This is a genomic window from Sphingomonas sp. FG14, from assembly GCF_057809675.1.
In genome coordinates, this window is record NZ_JBMDKK010000003.1 from 412,158 (window position 1) to 426,365 (window position 14,208).

The window sequence follows — 14,208 nt, forward strand, 5'->3', positions numbered from 1 at the left end:
CCTTGCCGGAATGACGAAGAAGATCAGCGCCCGGAAATTCCCAACCTTTCACCGGTTTCCGCTTCCCATTTTGCATACCATGGGGTGAGCTGACGTTTCCGGAAATCAGGCGCCATCGCTGCCTCGGTTCCGATCCGCAATGGAGAGACCATGCCGGGACGCGACGGTTTCCAGACTGGCAGTCCCGGGCCGTTCGGATTGCCGGTCCGCGCATAGTTGAGCAGATAGCCGCGCATCGTCCTGCCTACCGCCGCGTCGCGGGGCGACGGATCGTGTTGCGTGCCGAACCAATAGCCTCTGTCCTCGCAATGCGCGGCACCCGGTACGGCGCCGCGCCGGGCGTCGTTCACATAGTCGAAGTGATATGACCAGGTTGGCGCTCCGTTACGCGCCGCCATCGCGGTCATTCCCATGGCGGCGGCGGTGAAGATGAAATCGGTCTGCACCTGCCGGAGCAGCTCCTTCGCATCGAGCGGACCATAGGCTGGCGCGACCGCAGCCAGATCGATGCCGAAGCGCCGCGCCAGCACGGTCGCGTCGAACCCCATCAGGCCGAACACGCTGGCTTCGTTGCTCGTCGATCCGCTGATCAACGGCACCCGCGCGATCTCGCCGCGCGCAAAGGCGACGGACAGCGGCCTTGGCAGCCATGTCCGATCGACGACAGCGCCGAAATCGGGGGCGCCGCTGTCGCCGGCCAGTATCTGTCGCACGCTCAATGCCCGCAGGCTGGACAGGGTGGCGGCGTCGTTCCCGGCCACGCCAACGCGGCCGGCAAAGGCGAGGCCCTGTTGCTCGCCCTGAGCGAGCGCGCGGTTGGCATTGAACAATCCGCCGGCCGAATGGGCGCTGGCGCGCGCGAACAGGCCGCGTGCGGCGGGGGAGGCCATCAGCGCGTTGATGCTCGATCCGCCCGCCGAACAGCCGATGATGGTGACATTGTCGGGATCGCCACCGAAGCGCGCGATGTTGGCGCGGACCCATTCGAGCGCCGCCACCTGATCCATCAGCCAGTAATTGGCGGTCGCGCGGGGGGCTTCGGCGCTGAGCGCGGGATGCGCGAAAAAGCCGAGCCGTCCGATCCGGTAATTGGGCGCGACCAGTACCACACCGTCGCGCACGATCGCGGGTACACCCTGGCCGAGCAGTTCGCGGCCCGAACCAGCGAAATAGGCGCCACCATGAATCGAGACGATCACCGGCAATTTCCTGGCCGTCGGGTCGGGAGTCGCGATGTTCAGCGTCAGGCAGTCCTCGCTTTGTGGATTGGCCACGCCGCTGCGGGGCGGTTGCGGGCAATCCGGGCCGAACTGCGTGGCATCGCGGATGCCGCGCCATGGCGTGGCTGGCATTGTCGCCTTCCAGCGGCGTTCGCCGATCGGCGGTGCCGCATAGGGAAGTCCCGCAAAAAGAAAGGCCCCGTCACGCGCTGTACCGCGGACGGGGCCGAGTGTGGTGCGGACGATCGGTTCGATCGGGGCCGCTCCCACGAGGAGGAGGCTGGCTGCGGCGGTTGCTGCAAGCCTCACGGGCAGGTCAGAACTTGAAGCGGACCCCCGCGGTGTAGGCGCGGCCGACGAAATCGTAGACCGCGATGTTGGTGGCGATGTTCACGCCCGGCACGGTGCCTGGGATGATCGGCGGCTGCTTGTCGAACAGGTTGTTGACCGTGCCGAACATCTCCATGTTCCCGCCCATGCCGGGAATGGTGAAGCGCAGCGACAGATCGGTGTAGAGCACCGGCGAGACATGCGGATCGGTGAAGGCGATCGGGAGCGCGCCGCCGGGAATGTTGAGCCGCATCTTGCCGATATATTGCTCGGTCAAGGTCACGCCGAACGGGCCGTTGGTGTAATCGACCGAGAGATTGCCGCGCCAGCGCGGATACCCCGCCGGGTTGCTCGAAACCACGCTCACGCCCGCATAATGGGCGATCGGCGCGCCGGCATATTGCTGGCTGTCGAAGCGATCGAGATAATTGGCGTAAAGGCGCACGGAGAGCCGGCCATTGCCCAGATCGGTGCGATAGCTGGCGTCGATGTCGAAGCCTGCGGTCTTCAGGAACGCGATATTGGCGGGAACGATACGCACCAGCGACGGGAATGTGGTGGGCGTCGCACGCGTGATGAGGTCGCATTCCGCGGCGCCCGATCCGCCGGCGTTGAGGCAGTTGGTCAGGATCTGCTGCGCGGTGAGCGAGTCGATCAGATTCTCGACGTTGATCTTGTAATAGTCGACCGACAACGAGAAGCCCGGCAGGAAGCGGGGGGAAAGCACGGCGCCCAGGGTGAGCGTCTTTGCCGTCTCGGGCTTCAGGTTCGGGTTGCCGCCCGTCACGCTGTTGACGTTGACATTCTGACCGCTGCCATAGGTGCCGGCCGCGTTGCGAACGTCGTTGACGATGCCGATGCCGCTTTGCAGGCCCGCGAAAAGCTCGAACAGATTGGGCGCGCGGATGTCGCGCGAATAGGTTCCGCGCAGCAGCAGGTCGTCGATCGGCTTCCAGGTCGCGCCGACCTTCCAGGTCTTGACGGTGCCCGACGTCGAATAGTCCGTGATACGGGCGGCGCCATTGATGCTGAGTTCGCGGAAGAACGGCGTATCGCGCAGGATCGGCACCGCGAGTTCGGCATAGGCCTCCTTGACGTTGAGGCTGCCATTGGCCGATCCGACGTTGGTCAGCCAGTAATAGAGCGCGCCGCCCGGCACACCGCGCAGGCCCGCGAAATAGGTCGATCTGATCGCGGCGGTTTCGGCGGGGGTGGCGCCTGCCAGCGTCGCCGGATCGGCATTGCTGGCAAGGTGCAACGACTGTTTGCGATATTCGGCGCCGATCGCGAAGTCGACGGGGCCGGCTGGCAGTTCGAACAGGCTGCCGCTCAGATTCGCGGTGACCGAGTCCTGCTTGATCGTGGCGCGATAGCTGGAGGTGCCGGTCGCATAGGCGTAGCCGGCGGGCGTTGAAGCCGCCGGGTTGCCATGCAGTACGTCAAGCGGCTGGCAGCCGGTATATTGGGAAGCGACGGCAGGATCGAGAAGAACCCGGCAGGTGAGCTGATTATTGGCCGGGTTCCGCACCACGTCGACCGCCGCGTACAGGCGCTTGTAGTTGTAGAGGCCCGAATTATCCATGGCGTGCTTGGACTGGCCATGCGTGTAGTTGACCGACCAGTTGAGGTTGCTCAGCTTGCCGGTGAGCCCCGCCGTCGCCAGCCAGTAATCGGTCTGCTCGCGCGAGATCGGTTGGGGCTGGCCCGCATCATATTGGCCCACCGTGATGAAGTCGGCCGCTGTCGGCAGCGAGGCTTCGAGCTCGGCGGAGAGATACGGATTGCCCTTGTAGATGTTGACGCCGCCCGAAGGTGGAACGAGCGCATTGGTCTGCGTCGTATATTTGAGGCTGGCGCGCGACCATCCGCCCTGCACATAGGCGGTGATGTCAGGTGTCAGATCATAGGCGATGCGGCCGAAGGTCTGGATATTCTCGGCGGGTGTGATGGCATGGGTGTGGCTCTGGATCATGTAGCCGTCGCCGCCCGACTGGAAGCCGGCCGTGCCCACCGCGGCGCCGGTGTTGAATGGGCGCGTCGTGCCATTGTTGTTGATGACGCGGCCGACGAAGGGATTGCCCGTCACGCTCGATGCCGTGATGCGGCCATTGGCGGCGAGCGCCGAAATGCGAATGTCCCGCCCGATCGTATAAGGGTTGGCCGCAGTGCCGGGTGCGCCCAGCGCGGTCGATGTAGACCCGACGAAATTGAAGCCCTGGCGGCCGTACCAGCGCTCTTCCTTGTACATGCCGCCGGCGTTGAAATATTCGGCGTTGAGCAGGATGTGGCCCTTGCCGCCCGCGAAATCGAAGCCGGCGGCCGCGCCGATGCGCTGGCTTTCATTGTCGCCACGCTCCGATACGCCAGCCTGGACGACGCCCTTGATGCCCGTGAAATTCTTGTCGAGCACGAAGTTGACGACGCCCGCGACCGCATCCGAACCCCATTGCGCCGAAGCACCACCCGTCACCACGTCCACGCGCTGCATCAGGAGCTGCGGCAGCACGTCGGTGTTGATCGTGCCGGGATAGGCGGTGGGCGGCACGCGGATGCCGTCGAACAGAATCAGGGTGCGCAGCGGGCCCTTGGGATTGTTGCTGGGCGTGCCCAGGCCGCGCAGGTTGAGCACGTTGCCGTGGATCGGGATGGCCGAGAAATTGTGCGCCGTGCGCGACGGGCTCAGCGAGTTCTGGAACTGGGGCAACTTGTTGAGCGCGTCCGGAATGCTGGTCGGCGTCGTCTTCGCCAGATCCTCGGTCGTGGCGACGGTCACGGGCGTCGGCGAGGTGTAGCCGTCGCGGACGATGCGGGTGCCGGTGACGACGATGTCTGTCGGGGTGGCGGTTTCGGCGGCTTCCTGTGCGGCCGGCGCGCTGTCCTGCGCCTGTGCGGGCACGGCGGCGAACATGACGATCGCGGTGCCGGCAAGCAAGCTTCTGGTGTGCCTCATTCCAGTCTCCCCTATGTCGCTAATTTTGCTCTTGAGTGCAATTTTAGTGGAAGAGTCGGCACCCTGTCAATCCGGGTTTTGCGACTGGATTTTCTGACGATAATCTGATTTGTCCAAGGGCGTGTCGTTGCAGGCATTCGGTAGTAATTCTGCACGAATGATTAGAATTAATCAGCCATGACAAGAGCTTGGAGTCGAGGATGAGGATGGTGGGCGGACGTCGAATCATGGCATGGCTGGCGCTGGCGCTCGCCGGGGCCGTGCTGAATGGTTGCCAGGGCGCCGGTGGCGGCGCGCTGGCGACGACATCGGCGACTCCGGATGATGGCGCGAACTGGATGCGCATCGGCCGCACCGACGACGAGGATCATTTCAGCCCGCTCGATCAGATCAACGACGGCAATGTCGGCGAACTCGGGCTTGTGTGGTCGCACGACCTGGCGACGTTCAATTCCTTCACCGCGCCACTCGCAGTCGACGGCATCCTCTATTTCGCGACGGGCTATAGCGTGCTGCATGCGATGGATGCGGCGACGGGCAAGCTGCTATGGACCTATGATCCCGAAGCCTGGCAGACCGCCGGCCACAAGATGCGTGCTGGCTGGGGCATTCGTGGAATCGCCTATGACAATGGCAAGCTCTTCGCCGGCACCATCGGCGGGCAGCTTATCGCTGTCGACGCAGCGACCGGCAAACCGCTCTGGAATGTGCAGACCGTCGACAAGGCCGACTCGGCCTATATCACCGGTGCGCCATGGGTGTTCCGCGGTAAGGTGATGATCGGCTTCGGCGGCGCCGATTACGGCCCCGTGCGCGGTTACGTCACCGCATATGACCAGGGGACGGGCAAGCAGGTCTGGCGGTTCCATACCGTGCCGGGAGATCCCTCGAAAGGTTTCGAGAACAAGGCGATGGAGATGGCGGCCAAGACCTGGACCGGCGAATGGTGGAAATTCGGCGGTGGCGGCAATGTCTGGGGTGCCATGGCCTATGATCCCAAATTCAACCGCGTCTATCTGGGCACGGGCAATGGCTGGCCCTGGAACCAGAAGATCCGCAGCCCCGGCGGCGGCGACAATCTGTTCCTGTCGTCGATCATCGCGCTCGATGCCGATACCGGAGAATATGTCTGGCATTACCAGGTCAACCCGGGGAATAGCTGGGACTTCAACAATGCAATGGATATCGAACTCGCCGATCTGGAGATCGACGGCAGGAAACGCTCCGTCCTGATGCATGCGCCGAAGAACGGCTTTTTCTACGTGATCGACCGCGAGACCGGAAAGCTGCTCTCCGCCGAGAAATTCGCCAAGGTCAACTGGGCCGACCGCATCGATCTCCAGACCGGCCGTCCGGTCGAAAATCCCGAGGCGCGCTATCCCGGCGGCAAACCCTTCCTGATGTATCCCTGGCCGCTGGGCGCGCATGGCGTGCAGGCGATGTCGTTCAGTCCGAAGACGGGGCTGGTCTATCTGCCTGCGACCGATGCCGGCCGCGTCTTCGTCGATCCCGCCGGCGATCTGTCCAAATGGCAGTACAAGCCCGGCATGTTCGTCAACACCGGGCTGGGCGCGCCGCCGCCGGGCATCGCTTCGCCTCCGCCCGAAAGCAAGCTGATCGCCTGGGACCCCGTCGCGCAGAAGGCGCGGTGGAGCGTGCCGCAGAACGGCGCCTTCAATGGCGGCACGATGGCGACGGCGGGGAATCTGGTGTTCCAGGGGCTCAATACCGGCCATCTCGTCGCCTATGCCGCCGACACCGGCCGCAAGGTCTGGGAATTCGACGCGCAGAACGGCATCCTCGGCCATCCGATCACCTACAGCGTGCGCGGCCGCCAATATATCACCGTGATCACTGGCTGGCGCAGCAGCTTCGCGGGCAAACCCAACTGGAATTACGAAACGCAGCAGCGCCGTGTGCTCACCTTCGCGATCGGGGGCAAGGCTGCCTTGCCGCCTTTCCAGCCGGAGGAGATGCCGATCCAGGACGATCCCGATTTCAAGATCGATCCCGAGCAGGCCAAGGTCGGCGCCGGCATCTTCAACACGAGCTGCGTGATCTGCCACGGCGCCGGCATGGTCGGCGGCGGTGCCGCGCCCGATCTGCGCAAGGCCGCGACGCCGCTGGACTTCGAGTCGTTCAACGCGGTGGTGCGCGGCGGGGCGCTGAGGTCGAACGGCATGCCGCAGTTCGACAATCTCAGCGAGTCCGAGGCGCGGGGGGTGCAGCATTATATTCGGCAGCGCGCCCGGGAATCGCTCGCGCCGGCGAAATAGCGGCATCGCTGAATATTGCACTGTAGTGCTAAATTGAGTACGCCGTACGGGACAAGGAGAGAGTCGATATGCCCGGACCGCTCGAAAGTTTGACCGTGATCGAGGCGTCGCAGGTGATGCCGGGCGCGATTGCCGGCATGTTGCTGGCCGATCATGGCGCGGACGTGATCAAGGTCGAGCCGGTGGGTGGTACCTTCTTCGCCAACGACCTGACGCGCAAGTCATGGGACCGGGGCAAGCGCAGCGTCGAGATGGACCTGGAGAGTGAGGCAGGCCGCGACACGCTGCGGCGACTGGCGACAACCGCGGACATATTGATCCTTTCGCTCGAACCCGCCGAGGCGAAGCGACTGGGACTCGACCGCGAGACGCTGGCGAAGATCAATCCTGGGCTGATCATCTGCCTGCTCACCGCTTATGGTGAAGACACGCCCTTTGCCGACCGACCCTATGGCGAATCGCTCGCCGCGGCGCTGCTCGGCACGATGATCGACAAGCGCAGCTCGTTCCGCGATGGTCCCATCTATCTGGGTTACCCGGCGCTACATTACGGTCAGGCCTTCCTTGCGGTCATCGATATATTGGCGGCGCTGCGCGCCGAGCGCGAGACCGGGCTTGGCCAGGAAGTGGAAGCGTCGCTGATGGATGCGATGCTCGCCCAGTCGCCGATGAACAACTGGTGGCAGGAAGACGGCATCTCCTACATCAAGAAGGGCGACAGCGGCGCGGTCGACCGCTTCGGCAGCGTGCGGCTGGTGACCGGTATGTTCGAATGCGGCGACGGGCTGTTCCTGCAGATGCACACGGGCGGACCGGGCGGTTTCAAGCGCGCGATGGACGTGCTTGGCTTTGGCGACCGCATCCAGGCGATCAAGGGCGCCGAAATGGCGGTGCCGCTGAGCGAGGACGAGTATCAGGCCGCGCGCGTCGATATTTTCGAGGCGTTCAAGGCGCGGCCGCGCGACGAATGGATCTGTCTGTTTCACGAGACCGATGTGGCGGCGCTGCCCGTGCTCGAACCGGCGGAGATCCTGCTCGACGATCAGGTCGCTTTCGTCGGACAACGCGTCGCGCTGCCCGATCCCGATTTCGGCACCATCTACCAGGCGGGGCCGGTTCACCGCTTCGCCAAGGCCACGGCCGTCGCGCCGAAGCCGGCGCCGCGCATCGGCGAGCATAATGGCGAACTCGATGCGCTGCTTATGCGAAGGCGTCGTGCACCCGGCGGTGGCGGCCGCAGCCTGACGCATCCGCTCGAAGGAATCCGGATCGTCGATTTCAGCTCGTTCTTCGCGGTGGGCTATGGTGGCCGGCTGCTCGCCGATCTTGGCGCCGATGTGATCAAGGTCGAAACGCCCGAAGGTGATCAGATGCGTCCGCTGCCCGATGTGTTCGGCGCGGCGCAGCGCGGCAAGCGCGATATCGTGCTCGACCTCAAGCGCCCCGAGGGACTGGAAGCCGCGCGCAAGCTGGTCGCCACCGCTGACGTGATGCTCCACAATCTCCGGCCCGGAAAAGCGGACAAGCTGGGCATCGGCTATGAGGCGATGGCCGTGCTCAATCCGCAGCTACTTTACGGCTATCTGCCCGGCTATGGCTCCAAGGGGCCGAAGGCTATGCTCAAGGCGTTCGCGCCCTTGCTCAGCGGATGGACTGGCCTGCTGCGCGAAGGCGGCGGCGAAGGCAATCCGCCGACGCGCTCCGTGTTCGGAAATGAGGATTATAATAACGGCTTTCTCGGCGCGATCGGCGTGCTCATGGCACTGGAGAGCCGGCGCAACCGCGGCACGGGCGATTATTTCGAATGCCCCCAGCTCCACTCGAGCCTGTTCACCACGTCCGAGCATTTCCTCGATGCCGACGATCAGGTCGTTTACGGGCTCCGGCTCGACAAGGAGCAGATGGGTTTCAACGCGCTCGATCGGCTCTATCGCACGCGCGACGGTTTCGTCTGTATCTCGTGCCGCGACGACCGGCGTTTCGCGGCGCTGGCACAGGCGATCGGCCAGCCGGGCCTGGCGAGCGATCCGGGCTTCGCCACCGTCCGCGACCGCGATGCGAATGATGTTCTGCTGGTGAGCGCGATCGCACCCTTTTTCGCGGCGCGCACGTCCGAAGAGGCGAAGGCCGCGTTCGACGCGGCCGGCGCCCCCGCCGAGATCGCGCGCGAAACTTCATGGATCGAACAGGTGCTGTGGGACGATTGGGCGCTCGAAACCGGCCGTGTCGTGGAGGAGCATGACTCGATGTACGGCCATATCCGCGAGATCGGCATGCTCACACGGCTGAAGGGCACGCCTGGCATCCGCCGCGGTTCGGCACCCAGGCTGGGCGAACATACGCGTGAGCTGCTGGCGGAGATTGGTTATTCGGACGCGCAGGTGGCCGAGATGCTGGCCGCGCGCATCGCGATTTCCGCCGACGCCAAGGGCCGGATCGATAGCCGGGTTTCGGCCGCCTGAACCGGCATCAGGTTGAAGGCTGGCGATCGCGCCAGTGGAACCAGCCATAGGCGACCACCCAGCCGATCGCGACGATGATCAGGCCATAACGAGCTGACGGCGGTCCGCTGATCAGGCTGGAGATCATCACCAGCAATGCTCCGGCTGCGAACAGCGCGGCGGCGAGCTTGACGCCGATGCTGAAGCCGCGTCCGCCGCCGGCGGGAGCGAGGCGGAAGACGGCGAGGCCGGCAAGGCCGTAGAACAGCCAGCTCGTCACCACGACATAGCCGAGCAACGTGTCGAACGAGCCGAGTGCCGTCAGGATCGCAGCGACGATCGTGCAGAGCAGCACGGCGGGCAGAGGCACGCGCGTCCGTGCCGACAGCCCGGCCAGCGCGTGCGGCAACAGCCCGTCGACCGCCATGGCATAGACCAGGCGCGATCCGCTCAGCAGCGTGGCGTGCGCGGCGCTCAGGATCGCGACGAGGATGATCACGCTGACGGTGTTGGCGATCAGGTTCAGGTCGGCGGCCCTCAAGGCTGCCTCGATCACATTGGGTGCGGAGGCGAGCTCGGCCGGCGGCAGCCACAGACTGACTGCGAGAGTCACCAGCATATAGGTGACGCCCAGGATGACCACGCCGGCGATCAGGCCGAACCGGATCGTACGCGCCGGATCGGCGGCTTCACCGGAATTATAGGTCACATATTGCCAGCCCTCGAATGCCCATAGCACGGCGATCAGCGCCACGGAGATGTTGACGGTGGCGGGGGCCTGCAACGCGCTGCCCGCGTCGGCGTGCGTCGGTGCCGGCAGTATCAGCAACAGGATGGCGATCGCGACCAGCGGCAGCAGCTTGAACAAAGCGGTCCAGTTCTGAACGTCGCCCGATCGACGGATCGACGCGCAATTGGCGATGCCGATGCCGAGCACCACGAGCAATCCGATCGCGGTCGACCCGATAGGTAGCGCGAACAGGCGGGAAACGATACTGCCAAAGGCGCTCGCCAGGGTGGCGATCGCGCCGGAGATGCCGACGAAAAGCATCATCCAGCCAAAGAGGAAACCGGCCGTCCGGCCGAAGGCGTCGCGGATATAGACGTAGACGCCACCCGCCTCGGGCCGGGATTCGGCCAGCCGGGCATAGGTGAGTGCGCCGCACAGCGCGAGCGCGGCGCCGATCGCCCAGATCGTGATCGCCAGCCCCACGCTCATGCCCGATGCGGTCACAACCGTCCCCGGAACCAGGAAAATGCCGGAGCCGATGACATTGCCCACCGTCAGCATGGCGATGTCGCGTCGGCCGAGGGTGCGACGGAGCGTCGCGTCGTCCGTGATATCGTTCATCGTGCCGCGTGCCCCAGCGCGCATCCTTCACGATCGGCCATGCCATTCCCCCAAAGATGCGCATCCGGCGGATGCGGCGATGTCATTTTTCTAACTCGATCTTAGCCTATGGAAAGAATAGACCAGCCACAAGTCGGTCGTCCCGTCCGGACCCTAGGAACGCTTCGATGACGATGATCCATCCAGTCTTGTGGCAATCGCCGCCGATCCATGCGATGTCGCGCCGATGAATGTGGGCAGGGGCACAGGCCTGATAGAACGACTGCGTGAGGAGATGGCTTCCTTCACCGAAGCCGAGCGCCTGATCGCGAATTTCGTCGTCAATGACCGGCAGAGCGTTCCGTTCGAAACCGCGTCTTCGCTGGCCAAGAAGCTCGATGTCAGCCCGGTCACCGTCGGCCGCTTCTGCCGGCGCATGGGCTATCGCAATTTCCGCGAACTGAAGGCCGAACTGAAATTCGACATCGCGGCGACGCCATGGCCGCGCGGCGAGCAGTTCGACCAGCTTGTCGCGAGCGACGCCGGCAAGTCGGAATTGCAGCGCGATTTCGATCTCAACGTCGCCGGCATGCTGGAGGTCTATAATCTGGCGCGCACGCCCGAATGGGACGTGATCGCGACGATCCTGGCCGAGGCGCCTGAACTTTACGTGGCGGGTTTCCAGCCCGAGCGCGGCATGGCGGCCCAATTCGCCTATATGCTGCAATATGCGCGGCCCAATGTGCGGACGGTCGATCTGGCGGCGGGGCATTTCGCCGATGTGCTGGCAGACGATTGCGCCGGAAAGGCGCTCGTGATCGTCGAGACGCGCCGCTATTCGCGCCAGGCGCAGATGCTGGCGCGCCACGCGCAAAAGGCCGGCATCGCGCTGGTCTTCATCACCGACAAATATTGCCATTGGGCGCACCAATACACCCCGCATGTGCTGGCGCTGCCGACCGAAAGCGCGATGTTCTGGGACACGCTGGTGCCGATGGTCGCGGCGCTGACATTGCTCTCGAACGCGGTGGTGCTCAAGCTGGGCGCGAGCGCCGAACCCAGGCTGTCGCGCATTTCGGAACTCTATCAGGAATTCACCGGCCATGTCGGCCAGACGCCGCGCAAGCAGCGCGGCGAGGGGTGATCAGGCGCCGAGTTCGGCCATCCGATCGACGATCGCGGCCGCACCGGTCGCGATCGGATCGATGACGGGCAGGCCCGTTTCCGCCGCCACTTTCGCGATCGTCGCGTTGCGCTCGGTCTCGCTCATCCGGCTGGTGTCGAGCGAGATCCCGATCGCGCGCGCCGCCGGATTGGTGAGCTGCGCCGCGCGGACATTGTCCTCGATACAGCGCTGGAGCGAGGGCAGCGGATAATCCGGATAACCGTCGATATGGGTGCGGGCCGGATCGTGGCAGATCATGATCGCATCAGGTTGCGACCCATGGAGCAGCGCCAGGCTGACGGCGGCATAGCCGGGATGAAACAAGGATCCCTGCCCCTCGATCACGTCCCAATGAGCGGGGCCATTGTCGGGCGAAAGCATCTCGGCCGCGCCGGCCGCGAAATCGGAAATGGTCGCGTCGATCGCGATGCCGCCGCCGGCGATCAGGATTCCGGTCTGCCCGGTCGCGCGAAACGTCGCGTCGATGCCGCGTTCGCGTAGCGCGCGATGGATGGCGAGCGCGGTGTACTTCTTGCCGACCGCGCAATCGGTACCCACCGTCAGCAGCCGCCTGCCCGAACGCTTGCGCCCCGATGCGACGGGGAAAGGGCCTTCGCCGTGCCGGACGTCATGGAGCGACCGGCCCGCCTTCGCCGCGGCCGGAGCCAGCACGGGATGGTCTCGCAGTCGCGTATGCAGGCCGCTGGCGATGTCCAGACCCGCTTCCAGTGCGGCGAGCAGCGGCGGGATCCATGCGGGCTCCAGCCCGCCGCCGAGCGGAGCGATCCCGATGACGATGCTGCCGGCGCCCGCAGCCCTGGCCTGGGCCGGCGTCATGTCCGGCAGGCCGAGATCGACGGTGTCGTTACCCAGTCTGAGTTGGCCGATGCACAGTTCGGGGCGCCATTGCAGGATCCCGCAGGCGGTCTTGGCGATCAGGCGATCGGGCGCATTGCCAAGGAAGAGCAGATAGGGGCTGGAGATCGGATTCATCGTGCAGTGGTTCCTTCGCGACGCAGTACGCGGCCGGGATGCGCGCCCGTGCTCTTGCCGCCGTTGAAAACGAGCGCACCGTTCACCCAGACGCGCGCGATCCCGTCGGACAGGGCGGTGGGATCATCGGTGGTGGCGCGGTCGGTCACGGTCTTCGGATCGAACAGCACCAGATCGGCGAAGGCGCCGGCGCGGATGACGCCGCGATCCTTCAGCCCCATATGCGCGGCGGACAATGCGGTCATCTTGTGGATCGCCTGCTCGATCGTCAGCAGTCCCGTTTCGCGCACATAAATGCGCAGCGCGCGCGTGAAGGCGCCGGCGCCGCGCGGATGGCGGCCGCCGATAGCGCCGTCCGACGAGAAGTTCGCGTGCGGCCAGGCGACAAATTTGGCGATGTCGCGCTCGTCCATGCTGGTCGCGATCACATTGGCGCCGCTTTTCGCGCGTTCGATCTCGTCGACCAGCGCCATCAGTGTCGAGACTTCGTCGGTTCCACGCTGCAAGGCGATCGCAGCCACCGTCTTGCCCGCCAGCCCCGGATCGGGCGGGAAGCCGGCGATGAGCAGCCCTTTGGCTGGCACCAGATGTTTCAGGATGAAGTCCGCGGTCGGCCGGTCGCCGAAATTGCGTTCCGGCCACAGCACCGTCAGCGTGCTGTGCCAATAGGGATAGGGATAGACGTCGAGCGTCGCGTCGATCCCGTCGACGCGTGCCTTGTCGAGCACGGCCAGGTAACGATCAGCCTGTCCCCACCAGTCGGTCATTGCCAGCTTCGCATGCGACACCTGCACCGGCATGCCGGTCTTGCGACCGATCTCGACCAGCTCGTCGAGCGCGGCCCAGACGTCGCGATCCTCGCTGCGGAGATGGCTGATATAGCGCCCGCCATGCCTGGCCGCCTCGCCGGCGAGCGTCAGCACTTCGCCCTTGTCCGAATAGATGCCCGGATCATATTCGAGGCCGGTCGACAGGCCGAGCGCGCCCGCCGCCATGTCGTCGGCAAGCAGCATGCGCATCTTCTCGACTTCCGCGGATGTCGCTCTGCGCTTGAAATCCTGACCCAGCACCGTGCCGCGCAGGCTGTTATGTCCGGAATAGGATGCGACGTTGATCGCGGCGGGCTTGGCTTCGAGCGTCTTGAAAAAACCGGACAGCGGTACGACCGATCCGCCATCCTGCCCGGCGACGATCGTCGTCACGCCCTGGCTCACCACCGCCGCCGCGCCGGGATCGCCGGCAAGGCCGCTCGCATGATGGCTGTGTGTGTCGATGAAGCCGGGGGCGAGGGTAAGCCCCCTGGCGTCGATCACCGTTTCCCCGCGTTGCGGATCGAGCGCGCCGATCGCGACGATCCGGTCGCCACGAATGCGAACGTCCGTCGTCCTGGCCCCGGCGCCGGTGCCGTCGACGACCGAGGCATTCTCGATCAGCAGATCCTCCGCCGACGCGGGGGCGATCGCGAGCAGCGCGCCGGCCAGCGCGATCAGGCTGGCCGGCAAG

Annotated in this window: 8 protein-coding genes; 3 read left to right on the forward strand and 5 right to left on the reverse strand. The window is 65.1% G+C overall.

The annotated features are described in order from the left end of the window. Positions 1-23: 23 nt before the first annotated feature. Both ACODTA_RS14185 and ACODTA_RS14190 read right to left on the reverse strand, forming a co-directional pair. Positions 24-1,529: a carboxylesterase/lipase family protein gene (locus tag ACODTA_RS14185; RefSeq protein WP_489066561.1), complete on the reverse strand. Its 1,506-nt coding sequence runs from the start codon at positions 1,527-1,529 to the stop codon at positions 24-26. A gap of 7 nt (positions 1,530-1,536) precedes the next feature. After that, the gene (locus ACODTA_RS14190; protein ID WP_489066562.1) at positions 1,537-4,500 is read right to left on the reverse strand and encodes a TonB-dependent receptor domain-containing protein; all 2,964 of its coding nucleotides are present in this window, start codon (positions 4,498-4,500) and stop codon (positions 1,537-1,539) included. 206 nt (positions 4,501-4,706) lie between these two features. Between ACODTA_RS14190 and ACODTA_RS14195 the strand changes: the two genes are divergently transcribed. Both ACODTA_RS14195 and ACODTA_RS14200 read left to right on the forward strand, forming a co-directional pair. Next, entirely contained in the window at positions 4,707-6,776 is a 2,070-nt protein-coding gene (locus ACODTA_RS14195; protein ID WP_489066785.1) for a PQQ-dependent dehydrogenase, methanol/ethanol family, read from the forward strand. Between the two features lie 68 nt (positions 6,777-6,844). Next, positions 6,845-9,238 carry a CaiB/BaiF CoA transferase family protein gene (locus ACODTA_RS14200; protein WP_489066563.1) on the forward strand — a complete coding sequence of 798 codons (2,394 nt, stop codon included), beginning with the start codon at positions 6,845-6,847 and terminating at the stop codon, positions 9,236-9,238. A 7-nt stretch (positions 9,239-9,245) separates the two neighbouring features. Here the strand turns inward: ACODTA_RS14200 and ACODTA_RS14205 are convergent, their stop codons facing one another. Further along, positions 9,246-10,568, reverse strand: a complete 1,323-nt coding sequence (locus tag ACODTA_RS14205; protein WP_489066564.1) for an APC family permease — start codon at positions 10,566-10,568, stop codon at positions 9,246-9,248. 226 nt (positions 10,569-10,794) lie between these two features. Between ACODTA_RS14205 and ACODTA_RS14210 the strand changes: the two genes are divergently transcribed. Continuing rightward, positions 10,795-11,691: a MurR/RpiR family transcriptional regulator gene (locus ACODTA_RS14210; protein ID WP_489066565.1), complete on the forward strand. Its 897-nt coding sequence runs from the start codon at positions 10,795-10,797 to the stop codon at positions 11,689-11,691. Here the strand turns inward: ACODTA_RS14210 and ACODTA_RS14215 are convergent, their stop codons facing one another. Beyond that, a complete protein-coding gene (locus ACODTA_RS14215; RefSeq protein ID WP_489066566.1) occupies positions 11,692-12,705 on the reverse strand; it encodes an N-acetyltransferase DgcN family protein in 1,014 nt (337 codons plus the stop codon). Further along, positions 12,702-14,207, reverse strand: a complete 1,506-nt coding sequence (locus ACODTA_RS14220; protein WP_489066567.1) for an N-acyl-D-amino-acid deacylase family protein — start codon at positions 14,205-14,207, stop codon at positions 12,702-12,704. Before ACODTA_RS14220 ends, ACODTA_RS14215 begins: the two co-directional genes overlap by 4 nt. Position 14,208: the final 1 nt, after the last annotated feature.

What these genes read in the sequence shown, in the direction of transcription:
- ACODTA_RS14215 (WP_489066566.1), bottom strand. Translation starts at nt 12,705, where the DNA reads ATGAATCCGATCTCCAGCCCCTATCTGCTCTTCCTTGGCAATGCGCCC.
- ACODTA_RS14195 (WP_489066785.1), top strand. Translation starts at nt 4,707, where the DNA reads ATGGTGGGCGGACGTCGAATCATGGCATGGCTGGCGCTGGCGCTCGCC.
- ACODTA_RS14190 (WP_489066562.1), bottom strand. Translation starts at nt 4,500, where the DNA reads ATGAGGCACACCAGAAGCTTGCTTGCCGGCACCGCGATCGTCATGTTC.
- ACODTA_RS14200 (WP_489066563.1), top strand. Translation starts at nt 6,845, where the DNA reads ATGCCCGGACCGCTCGAAAGTTTGACCGTGATCGAGGCGTCGCAGGTG.
- ACODTA_RS14205 (WP_489066564.1), bottom strand. Translation starts at nt 10,568, where the DNA reads ATGAACGATATCACGGACGACGCGACGCTCCGTCGCACCCTCGGCCGA.
- ACODTA_RS14210 (WP_489066565.1), top strand. Translation starts at nt 10,795, where the DNA reads ATGAATGTGGGCAGGGGCACAGGCCTGATAGAACGACTGCGTGAGGAG.